This is a genomic window from Brevundimonas aveniformis DSM 17977, assembly GCF_000428765.1.
Taxonomy (GTDB): Bacteria; Pseudomonadota; Alphaproteobacteria; order Caulobacterales; family Caulobacteraceae; genus Brevundimonas; species Brevundimonas aveniformis.
Genome location: NZ_AUAO01000003.1, coordinates 76,089 through 102,544 on the forward strand (window position 1 = coordinate 76,089; position 26,456 = coordinate 102,544).

At 65.6% G+C, this 26,456-nt stretch carries 28 protein-coding genes; 21 read left to right on the plus strand and 7 right to left on the minus strand.

What is annotated here, in order from left to right; translation table 11 throughout:
- Positions 1-16 precede the first annotated feature (16 nt).
- From G391_RS0108805 to G391_RS0108815, 3 genes are all read left to right on the plus strand, one after another.
- On the plus strand, positions 17-1,408 hold the full coding sequence (locus tag G391_RS0108805; protein WP_051257264.1) for a pyridoxal-phosphate dependent enzyme: 1,392 nt from the start codon (positions 17-19) through the stop codon (positions 1,406-1,408).
- 4 nt (positions 1,409-1,412) lie between these two features.
- The gene (locus tag G391_RS0108810) at positions 1,413-2,573 is read left to right on the plus strand and encodes a cystathionine gamma-synthase (protein ID WP_029087191.1); all 1,161 of its coding nucleotides are present in this window, start codon (positions 1,413-1,415) and stop codon (positions 2,571-2,573) included.
- Positions 2,574-2,682: 109 nt separating this feature from the next.
- Positions 2,683-3,144 carry a hypothetical protein gene (locus G391_RS0108815; RefSeq protein WP_029087192.1) on the plus strand — a complete coding sequence of 154 codons (462 nt, stop codon included), beginning with the start codon at positions 2,683-2,685 and terminating at the stop codon, positions 3,142-3,144.
- Here the strand turns inward: G391_RS0108815 and G391_RS0108820 are convergent.
- The 4 genes from G391_RS0108820 to G391_RS15215 form a co-directional block, all read right to left on the minus strand.
- Positions 3,141-4,919, minus strand: coding sequence for a DUF885 domain-containing protein (locus tag G391_RS0108820; RefSeq protein WP_029087193.1), 1,779 nt, complete (start codon positions 4,917-4,919; stop codon positions 3,141-3,143). The genes G391_RS0108815 and G391_RS0108820 overlap by 4 nt on opposite strands.
- A gap of 55 nt (positions 4,920-4,974) precedes the next feature.
- Complete coding sequence (locus G391_RS0108825; protein WP_029087194.1) at positions 4,975-5,661, minus strand: TorF family putative porin; 687 nt, start codon at positions 5,659-5,661, stop codon at positions 4,975-4,977.
- Positions 5,662-5,719: 58 nt separating this feature from the next.
- Positions 5,720-6,646 carry an NAD(P)H-dependent flavin oxidoreductase gene (locus G391_RS0108830; RefSeq protein ID WP_029087195.1) on the minus strand — a complete coding sequence of 309 codons (927 nt, stop codon included), beginning with the start codon at positions 6,644-6,646 and terminating at the stop codon, positions 5,720-5,722.
- Between the two features lie 342 nt (positions 6,647-6,988).
- The gene (locus G391_RS15215) at positions 6,989-7,573 is read right to left on the minus strand and encodes a TonB family protein (RefSeq protein ID WP_051257265.1); all 585 of its coding nucleotides are present in this window, start codon (positions 7,571-7,573) and stop codon (positions 6,989-6,991) included.
- Between the two features lie 129 nt (positions 7,574-7,702).
- Between G391_RS15215 and secG the strand changes: the two genes are divergently transcribed.
- From secG to G391_RS0108865, 5 genes are all read left to right on the plus strand, one after another.
- The gene (secG, locus tag G391_RS0108840; RefSeq protein ID WP_029087197.1) at positions 7,703-8,107 is read left to right on the plus strand and encodes a preprotein translocase subunit SecG; all 405 of its coding nucleotides are present in this window, start codon (positions 7,703-7,705) and stop codon (positions 8,105-8,107) included.
- Positions 8,108-8,248: 141 nt separating this feature from the next.
- The gene (locus tag G391_RS0108845; RefSeq protein ID WP_029087198.1) at positions 8,249-9,901 is read left to right on the plus strand and encodes a CTP synthase; all 1,653 of its coding nucleotides are present in this window, start codon (positions 8,249-8,251) and stop codon (positions 9,899-9,901) included.
- Complete coding sequence (locus G391_RS15950) at positions 9,898-10,941, plus strand: GNAT family N-acetyltransferase (RefSeq protein WP_084169205.1); 1,044 nt, start codon at positions 9,898-9,900, stop codon at positions 10,939-10,941. The genes G391_RS0108845 and G391_RS15950 overlap by 4 nt, the downstream gene beginning before the upstream one ends.
- 111 nt (positions 10,942-11,052) lie before the next feature.
- Positions 11,053-11,235 (plus strand): 50S ribosomal protein L32, encoded by a 183-nt coding sequence (gene rpmF / locus G391_RS0108860; RefSeq protein ID WP_029087199.1) that lies wholly within the window; start codon positions 11,053-11,055, stop codon positions 11,233-11,235.
- Positions 11,236-11,324: 89 nt separating this feature from the next.
- On the plus strand, positions 11,325-11,936 hold the full coding sequence (locus tag G391_RS0108865; protein ID WP_029087200.1) for a hypothetical protein: 612 nt from the start codon (positions 11,325-11,327) through the stop codon (positions 11,934-11,936).
- A gap of 54 nt (positions 11,937-11,990) precedes the next feature.
- On the opposite strand, the gene G391_RS0108870 is transcribed toward G391_RS0108865, so the two are convergent.
- Positions 11,991-12,404 (minus strand): helix-turn-helix domain-containing protein, encoded by a 414-nt coding sequence (locus G391_RS0108870; RefSeq protein WP_029087201.1) that lies wholly within the window; start codon positions 12,402-12,404, stop codon positions 11,991-11,993.
- Between the two features lie 121 nt (positions 12,405-12,525).
- Here G391_RS0108870 and eno point away from each other — a divergent pair, with 121 nt between their 5' ends.
- The 8 genes from eno (at position 12,526) to G391_RS0108910 (ending at position 20,315) form a co-directional block, all read left to right on the plus strand.
- Complete coding sequence (gene eno, locus G391_RS0108875) at positions 12,526-13,803, plus strand: phosphopyruvate hydratase (protein ID WP_029087202.1); 1,278 nt, start codon at positions 12,526-12,528, stop codon at positions 13,801-13,803.
- Between the two features lie 222 nt (positions 13,804-14,025).
- The gene (locus tag G391_RS0108880; protein WP_035304211.1) at positions 14,026-14,325 is read left to right on the plus strand and encodes an FtsB family cell division protein; all 300 of its coding nucleotides are present in this window, start codon (positions 14,026-14,028) and stop codon (positions 14,323-14,325) included.
- Between the two features lie 81 nt (positions 14,326-14,406).
- The gene (gene pdhA / locus G391_RS0108885) at positions 14,407-15,420 is read left to right on the plus strand and encodes a pyruvate dehydrogenase (acetyl-transferring) E1 component subunit alpha (RefSeq protein WP_029087204.1); all 1,014 of its coding nucleotides are present in this window, start codon (positions 14,407-14,409) and stop codon (positions 15,418-15,420) included.
- A 3-nt stretch (positions 15,421-15,423) separates the two neighbouring features.
- A complete protein-coding gene (locus G391_RS0108890; RefSeq protein ID WP_029087205.1) occupies positions 15,424-16,800 on the plus strand; it encodes a pyruvate dehydrogenase complex E1 component subunit beta in 1,377 nt (458 codons plus the stop codon).
- Complete coding sequence (locus G391_RS0108895; RefSeq protein WP_029087206.1) at positions 16,781-17,092, plus strand: DUF5076 domain-containing protein; 312 nt, start codon at positions 16,781-16,783, stop codon at positions 17,090-17,092. The genes G391_RS0108890 and G391_RS0108895 overlap by 20 nt, the downstream gene beginning before the upstream one ends.
- A gap of 2 nt (positions 17,093-17,094) precedes the next feature.
- The gene (locus tag G391_RS0108900) at positions 17,095-18,381 is read left to right on the plus strand and encodes a pyruvate dehydrogenase complex dihydrolipoamide acetyltransferase (RefSeq protein ID WP_029087207.1); all 1,287 of its coding nucleotides are present in this window, start codon (positions 17,095-17,097) and stop codon (positions 18,379-18,381) included.
- A gap of 148 nt (positions 18,382-18,529) precedes the next feature.
- A complete protein-coding gene (lpdA, locus tag G391_RS0108905; RefSeq protein ID WP_029087208.1) occupies positions 18,530-19,936 on the plus strand; it encodes a dihydrolipoyl dehydrogenase in 1,407 nt (468 codons plus the stop codon).
- A gap of 10 nt (positions 19,937-19,946) precedes the next feature.
- Entirely contained in the window at positions 19,947-20,315 is a 369-nt protein-coding gene (locus G391_RS0108910; RefSeq protein ID WP_029087209.1) for a bleomycin resistance protein, read from the plus strand.
- A gap of 13 nt (positions 20,316-20,328) precedes the next feature.
- On the opposite strand, the gene G391_RS0108915 is transcribed toward G391_RS0108910, so the two are convergent.
- On the minus strand, positions 20,329-21,630 hold the full coding sequence (locus G391_RS0108915; RefSeq protein WP_051257322.1) for a DUF445 domain-containing protein: 1,302 nt from the start codon (positions 21,628-21,630) through the stop codon (positions 20,329-20,331).
- A 113-nt stretch (positions 21,631-21,743) separates the two neighbouring features.
- Between G391_RS0108915 and G391_RS0108925 the strand changes: the two genes are divergently transcribed.
- The 5 genes from G391_RS0108925 to G391_RS0108945 all read left to right on the plus strand — a co-directional run bounded on the left by G391_RS0108925 (position 21,744) and on the right by G391_RS0108945 (position 25,662).
- Positions 21,744-22,517, plus strand: coding sequence for an SDR family oxidoreductase (locus tag G391_RS0108925; protein ID WP_029087211.1), 774 nt, complete (start codon positions 21,744-21,746; stop codon positions 22,515-22,517).
- Between the two features lie 92 nt (positions 22,518-22,609).
- A complete protein-coding gene (gene wrbA, locus G391_RS0108930) occupies positions 22,610-23,212 on the plus strand; it encodes an NAD(P)H:quinone oxidoreductase (RefSeq protein WP_029087212.1) in 603 nt (200 codons plus the stop codon).
- A 4-nt stretch (positions 23,213-23,216) separates the two neighbouring features.
- Positions 23,217-23,972, plus strand: a complete 756-nt coding sequence (ygiD, locus tag G391_RS0108935) for a 4,5-DOPA-extradiol-dioxygenase (protein ID WP_029087213.1) — start codon at positions 23,217-23,219, stop codon at positions 23,970-23,972.
- 81 nt (positions 23,973-24,053) lie between these two features.
- Complete coding sequence (locus G391_RS0108940; RefSeq protein WP_029087214.1) at positions 24,054-24,629, plus strand: LemA family protein; 576 nt, start codon at positions 24,054-24,056, stop codon at positions 24,627-24,629.
- 10 nt (positions 24,630-24,639) lie between these two features.
- Positions 24,640-25,662: a M48 family metallopeptidase gene (locus G391_RS0108945; RefSeq protein ID WP_029087215.1), complete on the plus strand. Its 1,023-nt coding sequence runs from the start codon at positions 24,640-24,642 to the stop codon at positions 25,660-25,662.
- On the opposite strand, the gene G391_RS0108950 is transcribed toward G391_RS0108945, so the two are convergent.
- A complete protein-coding gene (locus G391_RS0108950; protein WP_029087216.1) occupies positions 25,659-26,420 on the minus strand; it encodes a hypothetical protein in 762 nt (253 codons plus the stop codon). The genes G391_RS0108945 and G391_RS0108950 overlap by 4 nt on opposite strands.
- Positions 26,421-26,456 lie beyond the last annotated feature (36 nt).

Here is a 26,456-nt window from a genome sequence, read left to right on the forward strand (position 1 = left end):
GCTCAGGGAGATGCCCATGGCCGATACGGCCCCCGCCACGCCAACGACGACCGGACTGCTCAGCCTGATCGGCCACACGCCGATGGTCGAGGTGAAGAACCTCGATACCGGCAAGTGCCGCCTGTTTCTGAAGCTGGAATCGAACAACCCCGGCGGCTCGATCAAGGACCGGATCGCGCTGACCATGCTGGATCAGGCCGAGGCCGAAGGGTGGCTGAAGCCGGGCGGAACCATTGTTGAGGCGACGGCGGGCAATACCGGCCTGGCCCTGACGCTGGTTGGGGTTCAGCGCGGCTATCGGGTGCTGCTGGTCATTCCCGACAAGATGTCGCGCGAGAAGATCCAACACGTCCGGGCCATGGGGGCGGAGGTGCGCCTGACCCGCTCGGACGTCGGCAAGGGGCACCCCGAATACTACATGGATCTGGCCGAAAGCCTGGCCCAGAAGATCCCCGGAGCCTTCTACGTCAACCAGTTCGCCAACGCCGCCAATCCGCTGGCGCATGAGCTGACCACCGGACCCGAAATCTGGGAGCAGATGGACCAGGACGTTGATGCCTTCGTCGCCGGTATCGGCTCGGGCGGAACGATCACCGGCGTGGCGCGGTATCTGAAGTCGGTTTCGCCCAAGACCGAGGCGATCCTGGCCGATCCGGTCGGCTCGGTGCTGGCCGGCTATGTCAATGACGGCAAGCCCAGCGCCAAGGGCAGCTATACGGTTGAGGGCATCGGCCAGGACTTTATCCCCGACACGGCTGACATCAGCGTGATTGATCGCGCCTATTCGATCCCGGACACCGAGGCGATCGCCGCGGCGCGCGAGCTGCTGGCCAAGGAGGGGGTGCTGGCCGGATCGTCGTCGGGCACGCTGCTGGCGGCGGCCCTGCGCTATTGCCGCGAGCAGACCGAGCCCAAGCGGGTGGTCAGCTTCGTGTGCGACACCGGGGCCAAGTATCTGTCGAAGGTCTACAACGACGGATGGCTGGCTGATCAGGGACTGGCTCCCAAGACGCTGTACGGCGACCTGCGCGACGTGGTCAGCCGCCCGGCGGCGGAGGTGATCTCGGTCGGGCCGGACGATACCCTGGCGGTGGCCTATGGGCGGATGCGCCAGGCGGACGTGTCCCAACTACCGGTCATGGACGGAGGACGGCTGGTCGGGATCCTGGACGATTCCGACATCGTCCATGTGCTCGACACCGATGAGATCACGCGCACCGAACGCTTTGCCAAGCCGGTCAGGTCAGCCATGGCGACCAAGCTGGATACGGTTCAGGTGAACGAGACGCTCAATGACTTGATCCCGATCTTCGACCGCGACCATGTGGCCATTGTCATGGACGGGTCGGAGTTCGTCGGCCTGATCACGCGGGTCGACCTGATCAATCACCTCAAGCTGAATCAGTAGGGCTATGGCCAAGGGAACCAATCGCCAGGGTTTTTCCACTCGGGCCATCCACGCCGGCCAGCACCCGGACCCGACGACGGGTGCGGTGATGACGCCGATCTACGCCACCTCGACCTACGCCCAGGAAAGCCCCGGCGTGAACAAGGGCTATGAATATGCGCGCGGCAAGAACCCGACGCGCGAGGCGTTCGAGCGGTGCATCGCGGACCTGGAGAACGGCACGCACGGCTTCGGCTTTGCATCCGGCATGGCGGCGACCTCGACAGCGCTGGAGCTGCTGGACGCCGGCAGCCACATCATCACGGGTGACGACCTTTATGGCGGCACCTACCGTCTCTACGAGCGGGTGCGCAGGCGTTCGGCCGGGCTGGATTTCTCGTACCTGGACTTGACCAATCTGGCGGCGGTCGAGGCGGCGATCCGTCCCGAGACGAAGATGCTGTGGGTCGAGACGCCGACCAATCCGCTGATGAAGCTGGCCGACATTGCGGCGCTGTCGGCGCTGGCGAAGACGCGCGGCTTGCTGATGGTGGTCGACAACACCTTCGCCACGCCCTGGTGCCAGACGCCGCTGGATCTGGGGGCCGATGTGGTGATGCATTCGGCGACCAAATATCTGAACGGCCACTCGGACGTGATCGGCGGCGTGCTGGTGACCAGGGATGCCGAGCTGGCGACCCAGATCAAGTTCCTGCAGAATTCGGTCGGCGGGGTGATGGGGCCGTTCGACGCCTTTCTGGTCAATCGCGGCCTGAAGACCCTGGGCGTGCGGATGAAGGCGCACTGCGAGAATGCCCGGGCGATCGCGCGCTGGCTCGAAGGTCGGGCCGGTGTGGCCAAGGTCTATTATCCGGGGCTGGAGAGCCATCCGCAGCATGAGCTGGCCAGGCGCCAGATGCGCGGCTTCGGCGGCATGATCTCGATCCTGGTCGACGGCGACCTGTCGCGGACCAAACAGATCATGGAGCGGCTTCAGGTCTTCACCGTCGCCGAGAGCCTGGGCGGTGTCGAGAGCCTGGCCAACCATCCGGCCATCATGACCCACGCCAGCGTCCCCAGGGAGGTCCGCGAGGCCGGCGGGGTGACCGACAACCTGATCCGCCTGTCGGTCGGGGTGGAGGACCTGGACGACCTGATCGCGGATCTGGAGCAGGCGCTGGCGTAGTCAGGCGGCGTCAGGTCGAGTAGCCGAATTTCGCCTCAATCCTCGGCCACCTCTGGCTGCGCAAAGCGTCGCGGCACCGACCGCGCGGCTCGCTTTCGGAGGCTAACCCATGAAGGTGATTGCTGGCGGAGCCCTGGCCTTGGCGGTCCTGGCTGGCGCGCCGGCGGCCTGGGCCTGCTTGCCGCCCTTGCCGCAGACTCCCGAAGAGCATCTCGCGACCATGGTTCAGCAACAGGCGAACGCCTTTGCCCACGCTCCGCGGATTGTCGAATACGAGGTCGTGGAGGCCTGGGACACCACGCCGGCGTCGCTCCAGCCGCCTTACGACGGGGATACTCACGTCCAGCTTCGCCCGCTTCGCACCTTGCGAGGCCCAGAGGTCACTGGAACGATCGAGCTGGTGCACCGGAGATTCTGCGGTTTCGGCATCGGCTACACGACCGAGCCGGGCACGCGTCTTCTGGTCTTCTCCCGAGCTGACCGGATCGAAGCCTTGTCGGATCTGGCTGACATCATTCCGGTGAGCGAGATTACCGAGGCTGCGATCCTCCAGGCGGTAGCCCGTCCCTAGCTGATCGCGTCGCCCGTCATCAGGGCCCGCGCATAGCGGACCGGCGGCGAGCCAAAACCGAGGAGCGTGTCGTGATAGGCCTTCATGTCGAAACTCTCTCCCCCGGGCTGCTGCATCTCGCGGCGCAGGGCCCAGTGCTCGCGCCAGCCGACGAAATAGGTCGGGAGCTGGGCTGAGGAGAGCTGGGCGCGGATCCATTTGCCGGCGGCCTCTGATTCCTGCTGGAAGGCGTCCTCGGTCATCATCCGCATGGCCTCGTCGCGGGTCATTTCATCGACGTGGACGCCGATGTCGAGCAGGGCGTTGGCGATGACCCTGAGCAGGAATTTGAGGTTGGCCAACCTGTAGAGCGGGTCGCCGTCGAGGTGGCCAGCCTCAACCATGACATCCTGGGCATAGCAGGCCCAGCCCTCGATGAAGGGGCCTGAGGCCAGCACGGCGCGCACCATCGAAGGATAGCGGTTGGCATGGGCGAGCTGGAGGTAGTGGCCGGGCATGGCTTCGTGGACCGTCACCCCCTCGAGGGCGCGGGTGTTGTATTCGCGCAGGAAGCTCTCGGCCTGGGCGTCGGACCAGCCCTCGGGGATGGGCGAAATCTTGTAGAAGGTCGGCTGTTCGCGATCGAGCGGGCCGGGGCTGTCGCAGTAGGCGACGGCGACGCCGCGCTGGAACTCGGGCGTCAGGACGATGCGCACCGGCTCATCGGGCACGGTCACGAGATTGCGGTCGCGCACGAACTGGGTGGCGTTGGCCAGCATGGTCTCGGCGGCCTCAACCAAACCGTTGCGGCTAGGCCGGTCGGCGTAGACCAGCTCCATGGCGGCGTTGAGCACGGCCTGGCGCTGTTCCGCATTGGGGCGGCGCGGGGTTTCGGGCGCTCCTTCACGGCCTTCGAGGACCTGGCGGGCGATCTGGTACATCTCGTCGCGCACGCGGGCCATTTCGCGTTCGCCCTGTTCCTTGATTTCGGCGCGGCTGAGCCGGCTGTTGAGGGCGAAGGCCAGCTTGGCGTCGTAGAGATCGGGCCCGAGGCGATAGTCGCCCTGGGCACCCGGAACGAGCACATCGTCGATCCACTGCTGGTGTGCGGCGATGCCCAGCTTGGCGATGCGGCCGGCCTCGATCAGCCGGGTGCGCTCGGCACCGCTGAGGGCCGGGGCCTCGGCCAGCACCATGTCGACCAGGCTGGCGAGGCCGCGGTTCTGGCCAGAGACGGTCTGGGCGTGGATCTCGGGAACGCGTTCGGGGTCGAGGGCGTCGCGGGTCGAGGCTAGCAGCGCCGGAAAACCCTGCATCCGCGCCGTCGCCGCACGCAGGCGCTCGGGCAGCGGGGCGAACTCACGCGCGATCAGGCTGAACAGGGCCGAGCCGGCGTATTCGTTGTGGACCAGCGGATCCCAGGCCCAGGCCTGAAGCTGGTCGTGGGTCCAGATGTCACCGCGCAGGCTGTTGTCGAGCAGGGCAGCGTCGACCTGACGCTCGCGGGACAGGGCTGAGCGGTCAATGTCACCGAGCGCCTCAAGCGCACGACGGGCCAGGGCCGAGCGGGCGTGCCAACTGGCGGGACCGAGATCGCCGAGCTGATCGTCGAAGCGATGGTCCCCCAGTGATGTCGCAAACGGCGGCGACAGGCGGATCGATTCATCCAGCCACGCCTGGGCGATCTGGTCGAAGGCGGCGTCCGTGGCGTTGGTGGCCTGGGCCTGTGCTGTTGCCGGTAGCAGGGCCGCCGCCGAAAGCGACAAGAACAGACGGCGATTGAGAAAGGGGTTCATCGGGACCTCCGGTCAGGGTCCGTGACCTTGGCGGTCGCGGACCCTGACCGCAAGATCACAGGCCGATGTTGAGTACGGCGACCAGGGCGTCTTCGTACTGGGCAGACGGATTGGCGACATCGGTGTCGTAGTAGCGCAGGTCCAGAGATGCCCAGTCGGTGAGGCGGACATCCGCGCCGATATTCCAGGCGGTGTAGTCCCGGCTGTTGACCTGCTCACGGCGACCGACGGCGGCCGACACACGCACGCGCTCATGGACGCGGACGCGACCCCGGGCCTCAACCCAGGTCCAGCTGCGGGTCGAGCCGGCGCTGTCGGGCGAGTACTGGAAACGCAGGCGGGCATCGACACGGTCCGTCAGGCGGCGCGAGGCGTCGGCGGTGAATTCCCATGCGTCGTCGTCGGTGCCCGGGCGGGCGTTCAGGTACCATTTGTGAGTGGCGCTGAGATCGAACCGGAAACCGGCGGCTTCGGGTCGCCATCCAGCGGAGATCTGGGGCTCGAGATCGGCGCCGATGGAGTGCTCGATCGTCTGGACCTCGGCAGCGACGTAGAAATCGTTGAGCCCCCATTCCACGGAGCCCATGGCGAAGGGGTCTCCCTCCGATTTGGAAGCCCCCTTGGAACGGTTGTCGGTGCCGACGGAGAAGTCGAAGGCGAACTCGCCGGGAATGTCCTGGGCCGAGGCCACGGCGGGTGCCGCAAGAGCGACGGCGAGGAGAGGCAGGGCGAGGCGCTTCATGGTCGGCTCCGAAGGCATTTGTCCGAACGCGGACGTTTCCGCGCCGTTCGGGCGGCGTTTAGCCGAATCGACGCGACAAATCCGTGACGGCCCCGTGAAACTCTTGCGAGAGTCGCTGGACCAGATCGGCGGTCGGCAGGACGTCATGGACCGAGCCCGCCCCCTGGCCGGCGGACCAGACGGTCTTCCAGGCCTTGGCCTCATCGCCCATGTCGAGCTTGTGGTCGGGCAAGTGCTTGGGGTCGACGCCGTTGTCGATCAGCGACTGGGTCATGAAGTTGGCCGGGATGCCCGAGACGGCCGGGGTATAGGTGATGTCGGAGGCCCCGGCCTCGACGATCATGGTCTTGTAGGCGGTCGGGGCCATGGCCTCGGTCGTGTTGATGAAGCGGGTGCCCATGTAGGCGAAGTCGGCACCCAGCGTCATAGCTCCGGCGATATCGCGGCCCGTCGACAGGCAGCCCGACAGGATGATGGTTCCGGCGAAGAAATCCCGCACCTCATTGACCAGGGCGAAGGGGTTGATGACGCCGGCATGGCCGCCCGCGCCGTTGGCCACCAGGATCAGGCCGTCGACCCCGGCCTCGGCGGCCTTGCGGGCGTGACGGATGTTGGCGATGTCGTGAAAAACCACCCCGCCGTAGCCATGGACGGCATCGACGACGTCACGGACGGCACCGAGCGAGGTGATGATCAGCGGCACTTTGTGGGCGACCGAAACCTCGAGGTCCGCCATCAGGCGGGGGTTGGTGGGATGGACGATGTGGTTGACGCCGAAGGCGGCGGCGTCCGGATTCAGCCGGCTCTTGATGTCGACCAGCCAGTCCCGATAGCCCTCGGTGGTTCGCTGGTTCAGGGATGGGAAGGTCCCGATGACCCCGGCATTGCAAGTCGCGACCACCAGATCCGGTCCTGAGACGAGAAACATCGGCGCGGCGATGACCGGCAGCTTGAGGCCGCGTTGCAGGGAATGAGGAATGGCCATGAGATGTCCCTTGGTTTCGATCCGCGAGGCTTAGACGGCGGACGTCAGGGAAGGCAACTCAGTGACCTGGAGCCCAAGGATCCCGATCGTAGAAGTCGATGTAGGTTCTTTGCCCAGGTTGCCAGTTTGGAGGAGGTTGCGTCGCGAGGGCGGCCTGGTTGGCCAGCAAGTGCTGGCCCAAATGCTCCCCGCTCGCGCTTGTCCGAACGATCCGGCAATCTGTGACCGCCCCCGATTGCAGAATTTCGCAGTCCAGGGTGACGTCGCTCTCGCGAACAGGACCCAAGTTGCCCTCGATCACAAAGCGGACATTGAAATTCACCGCTGGTCGAGGCGAGGTGTCTACTGTGGGCCGAACAGGAACTGGACGGTGATCTGCTGGCCGGGCGTTGCGTTGGGGATCAGGCCGGGCGGCAGGCCCCCGCTGGTGAGCACATTGATCGCCTGCGCCCCCAGGCCGGTACCCTCGGGAGTTTCGGACAGGGTCGCACAGTCTGTCGCGAGGCTAACCTCGGAAAGCCGGCATTGGACCGTCGCCGCGCCGGTTTCGTGGCCCGAAATGACAATCGTTGGGTTGGAGACGATCAGGGCAAAGGGAACCCGCAGCCGGAAGGTGGCGGGCTGTTCGACGGCGGCGACGAAGTCGGGGTTCATCCGCGCGCGCTCGATGACGGGAATGGCGGCGGTACCAAAGTCATGGCCGGGCGGGTCTTCGCTGAGTACGACGCAGTCGCTGGGAACGCCCTCCAGCGAGGCCTGACACCGTAGGGTCGCCGTTCCGGCGAGCCCGGCCTGGAGCGCGGCGACCGGATAGTCGGGGGCCGTGATGCTCGGCGGTTCGATCCACATCGGGATGGGTGCTGGCTGAGGAGCCTCTGGCGCGGGCTGCGCTAGAGCGAGGGTGGCGATCCAGGTTACGATGGCCATAGTTGTCCCCATATGGTCCGTAAGGTCAGCCAATCTGCATGGCTCGTGCCGACCCGCGTTGCTCCTGTCCGGCTTCGGTGCTAGACGCCCCCGCTTGAACGCCGCCGAGCGGCCCCCAAGTTATACCCCATGCTGCTTCATATTCTGCTTGTCATTCAGATCCTGATCTCGATCGCCCTGATCGCTGTCGTCCTCATGCAACGCTCCGAAGGGGGCGCGCTGGGTATGGGCGGCGGTCCGACGGGCCTGATGACGGCGCGCGGCGCGGGCAACCTTCTGACCACGGCGACCTGGTGGCTGGGTGCGATGTTTGCCATCTGCGCCATTCTGTTGACCATCGTAGGCAATATGGAAGGCCGCACGGGTTCGTCCTTCGACGCGGAGGATATCGGTAGCGCCGTTGGCGTGCCGGCGGACCCGGCCGCCCAGCCCGAACAACCCACCGCTCCGGTCGCACCGGCGCAAGACAGCCTGTCGTTGGACAGCCTGCCGGTGGGTGAGGGTGCCACCTCTTCGGGAGCCCCGGCCCAGTGATTGCGGGGCGGATTTCCGCCCCTCCACAGTCGAAGAGCCTCCAGCATCCGGGCGCCCCCAAGGGGCGCCCGTTCTGTTTTCAACAACTGCGTCATCGCAAGGCGCAGTCCCAGACCCGAATCATCGGTAGGATGGTCCCCCGTGACTAGATATGTGTTCATCACGGGTGGCGTGGTTTCCTCGCTGGGTAAGGGCCTTGCCTCGGCGGCGCTCGGCGCGCTGTTGCAGGCGCGTGGCTATACGGTGCGGCTGCGGAAGCTGGACCCCTATCTCAACATGGATCCGGGCACGATGAGCCCGTACCAGCACGGCGAGGTCTTCGTTACCGACGACGGGGCCGAGACGGACCTGGACCTGGGCCACTATGAGCGGTTCACCGGCGTGTCGGCCACGCGGGGCGACAACATCACCACGGGGCGGATCTATTCGACGATCCTGGAGAAGGAGCGGCGCGGCGATTACCTGGGCGCGACGGTTCAGGTCATTCCGCACGTCACCGGCGAGATCAAGGACTTCGTCCTGTCACCGGCCATCGACCCGGAAACCGGCAAGGAGGCGGATTTTGTGCTGGTCGAGATCGGCGGCACGGTGGGCGACATTGAAGGGCTGCCGTTCTTTGAAGCGATCCGGCAGCTGGGCCAGGAGCTGCCGCGTGGCCAGACCTGTTTCGTGCATCTGACCCTGTTGCCGTTCATCAAGACGGCCGGCGAGATGAAGACCAAGCCGACCCAGCATTCGGTCAAGGAGTTGCGCTCGATCGGCATTCAGCCGGACGTGCTGCTGTGCCGGTGCGAGGAGCCGATCCCCGAGGGCGAAAAGAAGAAGATCGCTCTTTTCTGTAACGTCCGCCCGAGCGCGGTCATCCAGGCGATGGACTCGGCGGACATCTATGCGGTGCCGATGGACTATCACCGCGAGGGGCTGGACACCGAGGTATTGGACGTCTTCGGCATCAGGGATGCGCCGGAGCCGAACCTGGGGCGCTGGGAAGAGGTGGTCGAGCGGCGTCTGAACCCAGACGGGCAGGTCACGGTCGCCGTGGTCGGCAAGTACACGGTCCTGAAGGACGCCTATAAGTCCCTGATCGAGGCGCTGAACCACGGCGGCGTGGCCAACAAGGTCAAGGTCAATATCGACTGGGTCGAGTCCGAGACGTTTGAGAAGGACCCGTCCGAATGCGCGGCGCGGTTGGAGAACGCCCACGCTATTCTTGTGCCGGGTGGGTTCGGCGAGCGGGGAGCCGAAGGCAAGATCGCGGCGGTGCGCTTCGCCCGTGAACGCAACATTCCCTATTTCGGCATCTGTTTCGGGATGCAGATGGCGGTGATCGAATCGGCCCGCAGCCTGGGTGGCCTGCCGGACGCGACCTCGACCGAGTTCGGCGAGGCCGAGGAGCCGGTGGTCGGCCTGATGACCGAGTGGGTCCAGGGCAACGAGCGGGTCGAGCGGACCGCCGGCGGCGACCTGGGCGGGACCATGCGTCTGGGGGCCTATGACGCGACGCTGAAAGCCGGATCGCGCATCGCCGACATCTATGGCTCGACGACCATCTCGGAGCGACATCGGCACCGTTATGAGGTCAACATCAACTACCGCGAGCGGATCGAGGCGACCGGCATGGTCTTCGCCGGCCTGTCGCCGGACGGGGTGCTGCCCGAAACGGTCGAGCGGCCGGATCATCCGTGGTTCGTGGCGGTCCAGTATCACCCGGAGCTGAAGAGCCGCCCGTTCGCGCCGCACCCACTGTTCGCCAGCTTTATCGAGGCGGCGGTGGAGCAGAGCCGACTGGTGTGACGACGCTGCGGACGCGCCGACTGGTGCTGAGGCCGGCGCGGGCGGATGACCTGGACGCCTTTCACGCCATTCTGTCGGACCCCAGGGCCACCCGCTACTGGTCGACGCCGCCGCATGAGACGCGCGAGCAGTCGCTAGCTTGGCTAACGGCCATGGTGCGCTCGCCGCCGGAGCTGGCGGCGGACTTTGTCGTCGAGTTCGAGGGGCGGGTCGTGGGCAAGGCCGGGTTCTACCGGCTGCCGGAGATCGGCTTCATCCTGAGCCCGGACGTGTGGGGCAGGGGTGTGGCGCGCGAGGCGGTGGCGGCGGTGATCGACCACGTCTTTGCCGAGCGCGGCCTGACCGAGCTGACGGCGGATGTCGACCCGCGCAACGAAGCCTCGATCCGCGTGCTGGAGGGGGCCGGCTTTCGCAAGACCGGTGCGGCGGAGCGAACGTTCCAGATCGGCGACGCCTGGGTCGATAGCCTCTATTACAGCCTGGATCGCGAGACATGGAGGCGGCGATTGATGATCCGAGCCGCAGGGGACGCCGACATCCCGGCTCTGTTGCCCCTGATCGAGGGGGCCTATCGCGGCGAGGGGTCGCGGCGCGGCTGGACGACTGAAGCCGACCTGCTGGGCGGTCAGAGGACCGACGCGGCGGCCCTGGCCGAGATCATCGCTGATCCGAAACAGGCGATCCTGATGGCCGCCGTCGAAGGGGCGCTGGTCGGCAGCGTGCTGATGGCGGACCGAGGCGACGGGACCGGCTATCTGGGGATGCTGTCGGTCGATCCGACGCGACAGGCGGGCGGGATCGGCAAGGCGCTGGTCAAGGCGGTCGAGGCCGGCGTGGTCGAGCGGTTCGGCGCGCGGCGGATCGAAATGCAGGTCTTCTGGCAGCGCGACAGCCTGATCGCCTGGTACGAGCGGATGGGCTATCGGCGCACCGGCGAGACGCGGCCGTTTCCGAGGGACAATCCGCGCATGGGTCTGCCTCTGAGAGACGACCTGTGGTTCGTGGTGCTGGAAAAGGATCTGGACGCCAAGACCCCTTGAAACCGGAGGGCGGTTGAGGCATAAGCCCGCGCTCCGAAGGCGGGCCTGGTGCCCGCCCGTTCCATTTTTCGCGCCCCGTTTCGTGGCGCCCGAACCCAACGAGAGACGGACATGGCCGTTCCGAAGCGAAAAACCTCGCCCTCGCGTCGCAATATGCGCCGCGCCCACGACGCCCTGGGCACCAACGCCTATGTCGAGGACAAGGACACCGGCGAACTGCGCCGTCCGCATCACATCGACCTGAAGTCGGGCACCTATCGGGGCCGTCAGGTGATCGAGGCCAAGGAAGACTAAACCCTTCCTCGATTGCGAGCCTTTGGACGCCGTGCGAACCTTCGCGCGGCGTTCTGCGTTTGGGCAGGGTGCCTTCGCAGGAGACACCCATGCGCCTGACTGCCTGCCTTGTTCTCGCCGCGTCTGTACTGGCCCTGGGGGCCTGTCAGCCCGCCGCCAATGGATCCGAGGGCAGCGATAGCGCGGCGGCTACGCTCCCTGCGGAAAGTTCGCCCAGCGCCGATACGCTGACCGCCGAGGGCTGGGGGCCGCTTCGAATCGGTATGACCCTGGATGAGGTGGTCGCCGCCGCCGGGCCGGATTCGGACCCGGAAGCCATCGGTGGGCCGGAGCCCGAATACTGCGACCAGTTCCGCCCCGAGCAGGCCCCGGAAGGTCTGCTGGTCATGATCGAGCAGGGGGTGCTGACCAGCATTTCGATCTTTGAGCCATCGACCTTGAGGACGGACCGAGGCTTCGGCATCGGTTCGACGGCGGCGGAGATCAAGGCCGCCTATGGCGATGCTGCGACCGTCGAGCCGCACCACTATGTCGGCCCGCCCGCTGAGTACATTACGGCCTGGAATGGGGGGCGACCGAGCGAGCCCTATGTCCAGGACCCGAACGCACGCGGGATTTCCTATGAGACGGACGAGAACGGCGTGGTGACCCTGATCAAGGTGGGCGGCCCGTCGATCCAGTATGTCGAGGGCTGTGCCTGACGGATAGTGCACCGTGAATCGGGTGCAAAAGGTGCAAAAGGTGCAGAAAACGATTCATACTGCATCCTCGCGGCCACGGTGTTCACGGCGAGCGGCAGCCGCGAGGGAGCGGCCCACGCGGGTCCAGCCCTGAGCCTCTGTCAACTGACCTTCGCGAACGGCGCGGGCCGCGCGGCGCATGGCTGTGTCGGCCATGACGCCAAAGTTTGGCCGGTCATCGCGAGCGAGGTCTTCTGATGTGGGAGGAGCCGCAATCACCGGATCAGGCGCGTCGATCTTTCGCCAGCCTTCTTCGCGGGCACGGGTCCTGAGCGTTGAGATGCTGATGCCAAACAGCTCTGCCAGGGATTCGCCGCTCTCGCCGTTGAGGTAGCGTTCCCGGATCGCCTCCCAGATTTCGGGCGACAGGCGAAAGCGCGGCGGGGCCCGATGCGGGGCGGGGGCCTGGGGTATGTCGTTCCAGTTCACGGCGAGGACTCCTTTGGCCTGAGTCTGAAGCCATCGACCGGAGCGGGGATGGACCGAGCGTCCTTGCCGCGCGGACCCTTGGCGGATAAACCCGCGCCACCCCGAACAACCGAGCATGACCATGACCGATATCGCCGACATCACCGCCCGCCAGATCCTCGACAGCCGAGGCAATCCGACCATCGAGGTCGATGTGGTGCTGGAGGACGGCGCGTTCGGCCGCGCGGCGGTGCCGTCGGGGGCCTCGACCGGCGCCCACGAGGCGGTGGAGAAGCGCGACGGCGACAAGAAGCGCTGGGGCGGCAAGGGCGTGGAAAAGGCCGTCGATGCGGTCAATAGCGAGATCTTTGACGCCCTGTGCGGGATGGATGCCGAAGACCAGCGCCGGATCGACGAGACGCTGATCGGGCTGGACGGGACGGACAACAAGGGCCGGCTGGGGGCCAATGCGATCCTGGGCGTGTCGCTGGCCTGTGCGCGGGCGAGCGCGGTGTCGTCGGGGCTGCCGCTGTATCGCTATGTCGGGGGCGTGTCGGCGCGCGTGCTGCCGGTGCCGATGATGAACATCATCAACGGCGGGGCCCATGCGGACAATCCGATCGACATCCAGGAGTTCATGATCATGCCCACGGGCGCGGACAGCTTCTCGGAAGGTCTGCGCATGGGCACGGAGATCTTCCATGCCCTGAAAGGCGCGCTGAAGGACGCCGGCCACAATACGAACGTCGGCGACGAGGGCGGCTTTGCGCCGAACCTGGCCTCGGCCGAAGCGGCGCTGGAGTTCATCGTCAAGGCCGGCAAGTCGGCGGGCTATGAGGCGGGCAAGGACTTCCAACTGGCGCTGGACGTGGCCTCGACCGAGTTCTTCAAGAAGGGCAAGTATGTCCTTGAAGGCGAAGGCAAGACCTTCGATCAGGCGGGGATGGTCGACTATCTGGCCGGACTGGTGGCCAAGTTCCCGATCGTGTCGATCGAGGACGGCTGTGCCGAGGATGACTTCGAGGGCTGGAAGCTGCTGACCGAGCGGCTGGGCGACAACATCCAGCTGGTCGGGGACGATCTGTTCGTGACCAATCCGGCGCGTCTCCTGGCCGGCATCGGCGAGGGTCTGGCCAACTCGATCCTGGTCAAGGTCAACCAGATCGGCACCCTGTCAGAGACGCTGGACGCCGTCGATCTGGCGCATCGGTCGGGCTACACCGCCGTGATGAGCCACCGCTCGGGCGAGACGGAAGACTCGACCATCGCCGACCTGGCCGTCGCCACCAACTGTGGGCAGATCAAGACCGGATCGCTGGCGCGGTCAGACCGGCTGGCCAAATACAACCAGTTGCTGCGGATCGAGGAGATGCTGGGCGATCTGGCGGTCTATGCGGGCGAGAGCGTGCTGCGGGAGTAGGGGGCGTTCGCCCGCCTTGGATCTCGAGTATCGTCATGGCCGGGCGTGTCCCGGCCATCCATCGTCGCGATTTCGCAGGATTGGTGTGACCTGACCAGCCGGTCGAGGTGATGGGCCCCCGGGACAAGCCCGGGGATGATGAGGTCGTTGGAGGGAAATTAGCACAAAATTAAGCCTGTTCGGGCATCGCTGTAGAATCGACTCCAGCGTGTTCGGACCGCCGTGACCTTCAACTTCAGACCCTATGTGAGACTGGCGGTGCTGGTGACGCTGATTGGGTATTTTTCGACCCAGGCGCTGACGGGCGAACGGGGCCTGATGAACGGCACCGAACGGCATCGCGATCTGGCGGCGCGGCGGGCTGAGCTGACGGAGCTGAGGGTGACGCGCGGCGAGCTGGAGGCCCGGGTTCAGGGGCTTTCGCCGGAACATCTTTCGGTCGATCTGCTGGAAGAGCGGGCGCGCGTCGTGCTCGGCTTCGCCCATCCTGATGATTATGTGATCCGCCAGACGGCGTCTTAGGCTTTCTAGGCTTTGCCAAGCGGAACCGAAGGCTGCTAAAGCCCGCTTTCCGTAGGGTTATGAGGTCTGGGAGGACGCCGGATGGCGAAAGCCGCCGCCAAGACAAACGCCAAGAAGTCCAATGGCCCCGAGGCGTCCAAGGACGAGCTCTTGGGCTATTACCGCGAGATGCTGCTGATCCGCCGCTTCGAGGAGCGGGCCGGACAGCTGTACGGCATGGGTCTGATCGGGGGGTTCTGTCACCTCTATATCGGCCAGGAGGCCGTGGCCGTGGGCGTGCAGGCCAACGTCAAACAGGGCTTTGACAAGATCATCACCGGATACCGCGACCACGGCCATATGCTGGCGGCGGGGATGGACCCCAATGCCGTGATGGCCGAGCTGACCGGGCGCATCGGCGGCTCGTCCAAGGGCAAGGGCGGCTCGATGCATATGTTCGACACCGCCACGGCCTTCTATGGCGGGCACGGGATTGTCGGGGCGCAGGTGGCGCTGGGCACCGGGCTGGCGTTCGCGGGCAAGTACCGGGGCGATGACTCGGTCGCGTTTATCTATTTCGGCGACGGCGCGGCCAACCAGGGCCAGGTCTATGAGAGCTTCAACATGGCCGAGCTGTGGAAGCTGCCGGCCATCTACATCATCGAGAACAACCAGTACGCCATGGGCACCAGCATTGAGCGGGCGTCCTCGACGACCGAGCTGTATCAGCGCGGGGCCAGCTTCGGCATTCCAGGTGAGCAGGTCGACGGCATGGACGTGCTGGCGGTACGCGACGCCACGGCGCGGGCGGTGAAGCGGGCGCGCGAAGGCGGCGGTCCCTTCATTCTGGAAGTGAAGACCTACCGCTATCGCGGTCATTCCATGAGCGATCCGGCGAAATATCGGACCAAGGAGGAGGTCGACGAGGTCAAGAAGACCCGCGACCCGATCGACCATGTGAAGCACCTGCTGGACCAGGCCGGCGCCAAGGAAGCCGACCTCAAGCCGATCGAGGACGAGGTGAAAGCCATCGTCGCCGAGGCCGTCCAGTTCGCGCAAGCCAGCCCGGAGCCGGATCCGTCTGAGCTCTATACCGACGTGTATCAGGAGGCTTGATCGATGACTGACATCCTGATGCCGGCGCTTTCTCCGACGATGGAGGAGGGCAATCTGACCAAGTGGCACGTCAAGGCGGGTGACACCGTCAAGGCGGGCGATGTGATCGCCGAGATCGAGACCGACAAGGCGACCATGGAGGTCGAAGCGGTCGATGAGGGCGAGGTGGCTGAAATCCTGGTGCCGGAAGGGACCGAGGGCGTGAAGGTCAATGCCGTGATCGCGCGGCTGGCGGGCGGAGATACTTCGGCCAAGCCGGCGGCACCCCCCCCGGTCGCCCAAGCGACCGCCCCCCCATCTGGCGATGGAGGGGAGACGAATGCTGCGCCCGATCCGGCTGCGCCGCGGGTGGATTTGCGCGACCCTGAAATCCCGGCAGACGCCAAACTGGTCAAGACGACGGTGCGCGATGCGCTGCGCGACGCCATGGCCGAAGAGATGCGCCGCGACGAGACGGTGTTCCTGATGGGCGAGGAGGTCGCGCAGTACCAGGGGGCCTACAAGGTCAGCCGTGAGCTGCTGCAGGAGTTCGGCGACCGCCGGGTGATCGATACGCCGATCACCGAATATGGCTTCGCCGGGGTCGGCGTCGGGGCCTCGATGGCGGGCCTGAAGCCGATCGTCGAGTTCATGACCTTCAACTTCGCCATGCAGGCGATCGACCACATCATCAACTCGGCGGCCAAGACGCTGTACATGTCGGGCGGCCAGATCCGCTGTCCGATCGTGTTCCGCGGACCGAACGGCGCAGCCAGCCGCGTGGCGGCCCAGCACAGCCAGGACTATTCCGCCTGGTACGCCAATGTGCCCGGCCTGATCGTGCTGGCGCCCTATGATTCCGCCGACGCCAAGGGCCTGCTGAAGGCGGCGATCCGCAACCCGAACCCGGTGGTCTTCCTCGAGCACGAGATGATGTACGGCACCGAGTTCGACGTGCCGGAGGTCGAGGACTGGGTCGTTCCCATCGGCAAGGCCAAGGTGCGGCGCGAAGGCACGGATGTGACCCTGACCTCGCATAGCCGCATGGTCGGGTTTGCCCTCCAGGCGGCGGAGGAGCTGGCCAAGCAAGGGATTTCGGCAGAGGTCATCGACCTGCGGACGCTGCGCCCGCTGGACCATGAAACGATCCTGGAAAGCGTCAAGAAGACCAACCGGATTGTCTCGGTCGAGGAGGGCTGGGGGCCGATGGGCGTCGGTGCGGAGATCTGTGCGCGGGTGACCGAACACGCCTTTGACTATCTGGATGCGCCGCCGCTGCGTGTGCACCAGGAAGATGTGCCGATGCCCTATGCGGCGAACCTGGAAGCCCTCTCGCTTCCGACCGTTGAGAAAATTGTTCAAGCTGTGAAGAAGGTTACCTATGCCGGCTCAGGAAATTAGAAAGCCAGACGGGGCCACGACCGGGCCGCATGCCGATACGGCGGTCGAGTTGATGCGCGCCTGGTGGATCCACGATCGTCCGGAGTATGTGCTGTCGGCGCGCCTGAAGGATCCCAAGAATATCGGGCGGATGCTCTATGAGGCGGCCTTCCATTTTTCGAACGTCTATGCCTCCAACGGTCTGGGAACCCAGGAAGAGTTGCTGGCGCAAATCAAAGAAGGTTGGGACGCCGCCAAGGAGATTCCGATGGCGACCAACATGACCACCGAGGCCCCGGCCAAGAAAGGCTGAGAATGACCGACATCCTGATGCCGGCCCTGTCCCCGACCATGGAAGAGGGGACGCTGTCGAAATGGCACATCAAGGCCGGCGACACCGTGTCGGCGGGGGATGTGATCGCCGAGATCGAGACGGACAAGGCGACCATGGAGGTCGAGGCCGTCGACGAGGGCGAGGTGGCCGAGATTCTGGTTCCCGAGGGGAGCGAGGGGGTCAAGGTCAATGCCGTGATCGCGCGCCTGAAGGGCGAGGGCGGTCTGGCAGCGCCGGCACCGAAGGTCGAGGCGGCGAAGGTCGAGGCACCGAAGGCTGAGGCCGCGCCGGCGAAGGCGGACCCAGCGGCCGCCCCCTCCACCCCTTCGGGGTCCCCCTCCCCCGCGAGCGGGGGAGGATCAGGTGAGCGGGTGTTTTCGTCGCCCCTGGCGCGGCGGCTGGCGAAACAGGCCGGGCTGGATCTGAAGGCCATCAAGGGCACGGGCCCCAAGGGCCGGATCGTCGCGGCGGACGTCGAGGCGGCCGGCAAAGGTGGCGGGGCCAAGACTGCGCCGACGCCGGCCAGGGGCGAGGCGCGTCAGGTGCTGTCGCTGGAGCAGCAGGGCATCAAGCCGGGCAGCTATGATCTGGTGCCGCTGGACGGCATGAGGAAGGCCATTGCGCGGCGTCTGACCGACAGCTTCCGCGACGTGCCGCACTTCCCGTTGACCATCGACTGCGAGATCGACGGCCTGCTGGCGGCGCGGGCCAAGGTCAACGCCATGCTGGAAAGCCAGGGCGTGAAGGTCTCGGTCAATGACTTCGTGATGAAGGCGTCGGCCATGGCGTTGAAGGCGGTGCCGGAGGCGAATGCGTCCTACACGCCCGAGGGCATTGCGATGCACCACCACGCCGATGTGGCCATGGCGGTGGCCATCGACGGCGGCCTGATCACCCCGATCATCTTCGCCGCTGAAACCAAGAGCCTGTCGCAAATCTCGGCGGAATCGAAAGACCTGGCCAAGCGCGCCCGCGAGCGCAAGCTGAAGCCGGAAGAGTTCCAGGGCGGGACGTTCAGCGTTTCCAACCTGGGCATGTTCGGCATCAAGACCTTCGCCTCGATCATCAATGAGCCGCAGGGCGCGATCATGAGCGTGGGGGCCGGCGAGCAGCGGCCCGTCGTGACCAAGGACGGCAAGCTGGCCGTGGCGACGGTGATGAGCGTGACCCTGACCTGCGATCACCGCGTGGTCGACGGGGCCATCGGGGCGAAATTCCTGCAGGTCTTCAAGCAGATGATCGAAGATCCTGTGACGATGCTGGCGTAGCCAATGCCCGTCACCCTCGGGCCTGTCCCGAGGGTCCATCGTTGAGCTGATGCTTTTCGTGGGAAGACGGGTGCAGACATAACGGCGGCGGTCGCGCTGGCCTTCGCCATGGGCCCTCGGGACAGGCCCGAGGGTGACGGAGTGAGAGATGGCGCAAGAATTCGACCTTATTGTCATCGGCTCGGGCCCCGGCGGGTATGTTGCCGCCATCCGGGCCAGCCAGCTGGGCCTGAAGGTGGCCATTGTCGAGCGGGAGGACCTGGGCGGCATCTGTCTGAACTGGGGCTGCATCCCGACCAAGGCGTTGCTGAAGTCGGGCGAGAAGTACGAATCCTTGAGCCATCTGAAGGATTACGGCCTGGCGGCGACGGGGGCGTCGTTCGACTTTGACGCCATCATCCAGCGGTCGCGCGGCGTGGCCGCCACGATGAACAAGGGCGTCACCTTCTTGATGAAGAAGAACAAGATCGAGGTGATCGAAGGCTCGGCCAAGCTCGAAAAAGGCGCGGCGGCGCCCAAGGTGGTCGTGGCGCTGAAAGACGGCGGCTCGCGCACGGTCGAGGCCAAGGCGGTGATGCTGGCGGTCGGCGCACGGGCGCGGGCCTTGCCGCAAATCGGGCTGGAGGCTGACGGCGACAAGATCTGGGCCTACCGCGAGGCGCTGGCACCCAAGAGGCTGCCGAAGTCGTTCGTGGTCATCGGATCGGGCGCCATCGGGCTGGAGTTCGCCAGCTTCTACCGGGCGCTGGGGTCCGAGGTGACGGTGGTCGAAGCCGTGGACCGGATCATGCCGGTCGAGGACGAAGAGGTCTCCAAGGCCGCCCAGAAGGCGTTCGAGAAGCGCGGCATCAAGTTCCGGGTCGGGGCCAAGGTCACCAAGGTCAACAAGACGGCGTCGGGCGTGAAGGTCGACATCGAGGCCGGTGGCAAGCCTGAGAGCCTCGAGGCCGAGGTCTGTATCTCGGCGGTCGGGATCACGGCCAATACGGACGGGATCGGGCTGGAGGCGCTGGGCGTCACGATGGACCGTGGGCACATCGTCATCGACAGCCACTGTCAGACCAATGTGAAGGGCCTCTATGCCATCGGGGACTGCGCCGGCGCGCCCTGGCTGGCGCACAAGGCGAGCCACGAAGGCATCCATGCGGCCGAGCACATCGCCGGCTACAAGAGCCCGAACGTGCATTCGCCGATCGCCGGCTGCACCTATACGACGCCGCAGGTGGCGTCGGTGGGCGTGACCGAACAGGCCGCCAAGGCCGACAAGCGCGAGATCAAGGTCGGCCGCTTCCCGTTCCGAGTGAACGGCAAGGCGGTGGCGGCGGGCGACACCGACGGCTTCGTCAAGGTCATCTTCGACGCCAAGACCGGTGCCCTGATCGGCGCGCACATGATCGGCCACGAGGTCACCGAGATGATCCAGGGCTTTGTCACCGCCATCACCCTGGAAGCGACCGAGGAAGACATCCACGGCATCGTCTATCCGCACCCGACGATGTCGGAGGCCATGCACGAGGCGTCGCTGGATGCATACGGGCGGGTGATCCACCTGTAGGAATTGCGCCATGCTGATCGCCGTCGAGCCGCAGCTGTTTGTTCGGGACCTGGAAAAGGCGCTGGATCACTATCAGGAGGCGCTCGGGTTCGAGGTGGCGTTCCAGTACGGCGAGCCGGCCTTCTACGCTCAGGTGGCGCGGGACGGTGCGCGGATGAACCTGAGGCAGACGGACCAGCCGGCGTGGAGCGAGGCGCTCAAGGACGGTGACCCGGATCTGCTGTCCGCGACGATCACGACGGATGCGATCGATGCGTTGTTCGCGGAGTTTTCGGCGACGGGCGCGGTGTTTCATCGGCGCCTGCACACCGAGCCGTGGGGCGCGCGGACCTTTATCGTGCGGGATCCCGACGGCAATCTGATCTGTTTTGCCGGATAGGGTCTGGGCGCGCTCAGTGCCCGAACAGCAGATTTTGCAGAGTGTAGAGGGTCAGGCCGGCCAGGCCGCCGATGATCATGCCGTTGAAGCGGATGAACTGGAGGTCGCGGCCGACGTTGAGCTCGATGATCTGAACCAGCTGGCGCAGGTCCCAGCGATTGACCTGTTCGGCGATGAAGCCGGACACGCCGCTCTTCTGAGTCTCGATGAAGGCCGATAGGGCGATGACGAACCCCTGGTTCATGTCGGCGCGCACGCCGGGATCGGCGGCGAGGTGTCGCCCGACCTCCATGAACATACTGGCCAGGTGCTTTCGGATCAGCGAGTCGTCGGCCTGAAGATCGGTTTCAAGGAACCCGCGCACGCTGTCCCACATATCGCCGGCCATCTGGCGGACCTCGGGGCGGGCGAGAAGATCGCGCTTCATCTCCTCGGCCCGGCGGGCGTAGAGCTTCGATGAGCGCAGACGATGGGCAAGGCCGCGCAGGGCCTCGTCGAACTCCTGGCGGATCGGGTGATCGGGCTGGTCGCGGGCTTCGTCCAGCAGGGCGGCGGCGGCCCTGATGATCTTGTTGAGCAGATAGGCGTCGGCCTTGAACAGGTTGAACAGGCTGGGCAGTTCGGCGCGGATGCGTTCGCGCATGGCTGCCAGCGCCGCCTCGTCTTCCAGGAAGCGACCAACGATGCGGGTCAGTTCGTCGAACAGGCGCTGATGGCGGTCGTCCTCCATGAAGGCGGTGAGGAGGCCGGCGGCGAGGGGGGCGACCTGGATCTTCTCGATTTCGGCCAGGATGCGTTGGGCGACGAAATCGCGGACGCCGGAGCGGTCGATGGCGTCCAGGGCCTGGGGCGTCAGCCGGGAAACGAACCGCGCCAGTCCCTCGGCGCGGCCACGTTCCGACAGCCAGTCGGCGATCTGGGCGGCGAAATCCATCTCGGCCAGCTTGGCCTGAACGGTCGCCTCATCGAGAAAATTTTGCTCGATGAACCGCCCAAGATTCTCGGCAATGCGGCCCTGATTTTCCGGGATGATAGCCGTGTGCGGGATCGGCAGACCCAGGGGGCGCTTGAAAAGGGCGACCACCGCATACCAGTCCGCCAGTCCGCCGATGGTGGCGGCTTCGGCGGTGGCGGCGACATAGCCCAGCCACGGCCAGCGCGGCTGGAACGCCCGCGCCGTCAGAAACGTCGCCGTCGACAGGACCAGAGCCCCGGTCGCCAGCGCCTTGGTGCGGTTGAGCGCACGCAGGCGATCCTGATCGACCGGACTGAGCGGTGGCGGCGGCGCGGGCGGGGCAGGGATGCGTTCGACCATGGCGTCGGCCTTAGCCTCAACCGATCTGGTCGCTGCGTCCAGAGGGCTGTTGGCGAGGGACGTTGACCTGTCGGCGGCTGTCGGCATTGGTGAGATCGGTTAGCGAGGGTGCGATGAGCAGGACCATTCTGATCACGGGAGCCGGCTCCGGCTTTGGGCGCGGCGTGTCGTTCGAACTGGCGCGGCGGGGGCACAGGGTGATCGCCGGGTGTCAGATCTGGCCGCAGGTGACGGAGCTGAGGCAGGCGTTGAAGGCCGAGGGCTTGAGCGCCGAGGTCATCAAGCTGGATGTGCTGAACGAGATCGACCGGAACAAGGCGCTCGGGTTGGACATCGACGTCCTATTCAACAACGCCGGGATCATGGAATCCGGGCCGATGGTCGAGATCCCGATGTCGGTGTTCCGGTCCGTGTTCGAAACCAATGTGTTCGCGGCCCTGGAGCTGGCGCAAGGGTTCGGGAAGGCGATGGTCAAGCGCGGGGCCGGGCGGATCGTCTGGACGTCGTCGGTGGCCGGCCTGGTCAAGGTGCCGTTTGACGGAGCCTATGCGGCGTCCAAACACGCGGTCGAAGGCATCTGTTCGGCCCTGCGCGAGGAACTGGCTCCGTATGGCGTCCAGGTGGTGACGATCAATCCGGGAGCCTATCGAACCGGCTTCAATGACACCGGCATGGAAGCCATGGATCAGTGGTGGGCGCAGGGCGAGCGCGTCGTCGACCACTGGCCGGTGCGCGAGCTGAACCGCCAGCATGATCCCGTCGAGATGGTAGCCACCATGGTTGAGGTGATTGAGGCAGAGCACCCGGCCTATCGCACGGTTCGACCGGCTGTGGCCGAGGAGATGGTGCGTCGGGAACAGGCCGAGGTCTGGGACCTGAAGGTCTGATCGCGAGATTGTGTTTGGCGGCCTCTTGAAGTGCGAAGAGAGCACGCCATATCCGGCACATCATTAGTTACTAATCATCGAAGGGACGGCGTATGACCAAGGTTCTGGTTCTCTATCACTCCACCTACGGGCACATTGAAGCGATGGCTGAAGCCGTCGCGGAGGGCGCGCGGTCGGTGGATGGCGTGCAGGTCGACATCAAGCGGGTTCCTGAGCTGGTGCCGGATGAGGTGGCGAAGGCCAGCGGCTACAAGCTGGATCAGGCGGCACCCGTGGCAACGGTGGCGGACCTGGAAGGCTATGATGCCCTGATCATCGGGGCGGGCACGCGCTATGGCACGGCCGCCAGCCAGATGCGGAACTTCCTGGACCAGACGGGGCCTCTGTGGATGAAGGGCGCGTTCGTGGGCAAGGTCGGCGCGGCCTTTACCTCGACGGCGACCCAGCATGGGGGTCAGGAAACCACCCTGATGGGCTTGATTCAGACGTTGCTGCATCATGGGATGCTGGTGGCGGGTCTGCCCTATGCGTGGCAGGGCCAGATGCGGATCGACGAGGTCACCGGCGGCAGTCCGTATGGCGCAACCACCATTACCGGTGGGGACGGCAAGCGGATGCCGAGCGCCAACGAGTTGGAAGGCGCGCGCTGGCAGGGGCGGTATGTGGCCGAGACGGCGAACAAGTTGAAGGCCTGACCGCATGACCCAACCCGCGGTCTTCTTTGGACACGGCTCGCCGATGAATGCGCTGGGCGGGCCGTTTGCGGACACTTGGCGCAGGGTGGGCGAGGGGCTGGGTCAGCCGAAAGGTATGGTCATGGTCTCGGCCCACTGGGAAACCGAGGGGCTGGGCGTGACCGGACAGGCGCGGCCGGAGACGATCCACGACTTTGGCGGCTTTCCGCAGGCTCTGTTCGATATGCAGTACCCGGCACCGGGTTCGCCGGAGCTGGCGGCGCGGGTTAATCAGTTGACCGGCGCGGTGGTGACGGACCAGTGGGGTCTGGACCACGGGACCTGGTCGGTGCTGGCCCATGTGTGGCCCGACGCCGATGTGCCGGTGGTGCAGCTGTCGCTGGATCGGCGGCTGGATGCGCGCGGGCACTATGAGCTGGGGCGCAAACTGGCGCCGCTGCGCGACGAGGGGATCGTGATTGCCGCGTCGGGCGACTGGGTTCACAACCTGAGAGCCTGGAAGCGGCAGGGCGGTGACGCCTATCCTTGGGCCATTGCATTCAACGAAGCGGTCAAGGCGGCGTTTGCGGCCGGCGACCACGAGGCGCTGATCGACTGGGTGCATCTGGCCGAGGAGGCGCAACTGAGCGTGCCGACCGACGAGCACTATCTGCCCTTGCTCTATGTGGCGGCCCAGCAGAGGCCGGGCGAACCGGCCGCCTTTTTCAATGACGTCATTGAAGGTGGGTCGATTTCGATGACCGGCGTCAGGATTGGATAGGTTGGAAACGACCGATTCCGCATGACGCCGGGCTTTCGGCTCCCTACTATCAGGGTGGAAGAAAGCTGACGGGAGGCTGGCATGCTCACGATCCTCATCATTGTTGTCGTCATTGTTGCGCTGGTGCTGATTTTCGGTGTCGGGGCCTACAACCGTCTGGTCGGTCTGGACCAGCGCGCCGACCAGGCGTTCGCGGACATCGACGTGCAGCTGAAACAACGTCAGGACCTGATCCCCAATCTGGTCGAGACGGTGAAGGGCTATGCCAGTCACGAGAAGGGCACCCTGGAAGCCGTGATCCAGGCCCGCAACGCCGCGACCCAGGCCTCCAGCGTCAATGACAAGGTGCAGGCCGAGAATGTGTTGTCGGCGTCGCTGGGCCGGCTTTTCGCCCTGGCCGAGGCCTATCCTGACCTGAAGGCCAACACCAACTTCCAGCAACTGCAGACCGAGCTGTCGGACATTGAAAACAAGCTGGCCGCCGCCCGCCGGTTCTTCAACAATGCGGTGCAGGAGTTCAACGCGGTGCGTCGCCAGTTTCCGACCATCCTGTTCGCCGGAATGGTGGGCTATGGCGCGGACAAGGCCTTCTTCGATGTGGGCGACGAAGCGCGTGCGGCCATGAACGAGGCCCCGCCGCAGGTCAGCTTCAGCTAAGGGCCGGACCGTGGCCGCTGTCGGCCTTCAGACCCATATCTGGGCGAACAATACCCGCTCCATCGTGCTGATGGCGTTGTTCCCGGTCCTGTTGGTCGGGATCATCTACGCCGCCCAGCTGGTGATGATGGGCTATGGCTATCTGCCCTCGACCGAGAGCTTTGAGGGGGATCTGGCCTATTCGGCCCGGATGCTGATCGGGTCGATGCCTCTGGCGTTCGCCGGTGCGGGCCTGTGGTTCGTCATCGCCTATTTTTCGAACCAGGCCATCATCGACATGGCGACCGGCGCGCGCGTTGTGGACCGGCAGTCGAACCCCGAGATCTACAATCTGCTCGAGAACCTGGCGATCTCGCGCGGGATGAAGACGCCGACGCTGAGACTGATCGAGCGGCCCGAGCTGAACGCTTTCGCGACGGGTCTGCATGAGGGGCAATATTCCATCACCGTTACGCGCGGCCTGGTTCAGGCTCTGGACCGGGATGAGCTGGAAGCGGTGCTGGCGCATGAGCTTACGCACGTCATCAACAAGGACGTGCGCACGATGATCATTGCTACGGTCTTTGCCGGCATCATCAGCCTGATCGCCGAAATGATGTTCCGCTCGATGCGTTTTATGACCTTGGGGGGTAATCGGCGTGGCAACTCCGGGGGGGCGGCCCTGGCGGTGATCCTGATCGGGTTCGGGATTGCGGCGATCGGCTGGATCCTGTCGATCGTGATCCGCATGTCCTTGTCGCGGCGCCGGGAGTTTATTGCCGATGCCGGTTCAGTGGAGCTGACCAAGAACCCGGACGCCATGATTTCAGCTCTGCAGAAGGTGTCAGGACGGGCCGATCTGCAAGCCCCGGACGAGGTGGCCGGGATGTTCCTGGAGCATCACGAAACCGGCTTCCTGGGCCTGTTTGCCACCCATCCGCCGATCGAAAAGCGGATTGAGGCCCTGATCAGATATGCCGGAGGTATCGATCATCTGGCCGAACGCCAGAAGCAGCATCTACCAGGCGGCACCGCCGTTCCGCCGACGGCTTAGGGCAGGCCGCCCACATTCAGGGTCACAAGCTCCCGGGCTTCATCGGCGATAGTGTCTTCATCACCGTCCTTGGACTGGAAGATGGCCACGATAATCGGGCCGGCACCCGGACCGCGGGCCTCATAGCCGACCGTCCGCCAGCCCTCATCGGACGCAACATCGTCGGTGAGAATATAGGTCGCACGAACCTCGCCACCCCGTCCGCGGGTCCGCACCTCGGCCGCGCCTTCATTGGCACTGACAGAGACGACGTCGCCGTCGGTGGGCTCTGACGGCGCGTCCGCGCGAATTCGAATGCCGCCGATCTCAATTGAAGCGCGATCGCCACCCTGGTCGATGCGGACGCCGGGCAGGCGAACGCGTGCATTCTCGCCGTCCGACTGAACGCTGACAGCGGCCCCATCGTTGCCTGCCGCCGCCCGAGCCGGGGTGTCGGGCATCAGCGTCTGGGCCTCGGCCTCAAAGGGGGCCAGAACGTCCTCTGGCGATTGCCCCGGAGGCACGCTGAGAAGTTGCAGGGTCACCCGGCCGCCACGCGGGCCTGAATAGCCGCAGGACAGGCCATCCGCCGAGGTTTCAACCCGCGTCAGGGAGCCGTGATGGTCCGGGCAGTTCAGCGCCGAGATGGCTCTGAGCGGCGAGCCTTCCTCTGTCGTGTGCTCGCGCTGGGTGATGCGGACCCCATCGCCGCCGCATCCGGGCAAGGCGATGACGGCCAGGCCAACGCAAAGGATCAGTCGGGTGTGAGGGAGGTTCATGGCTGGACGATGCGCCTCGTGCCGCGGGGTGCCTAG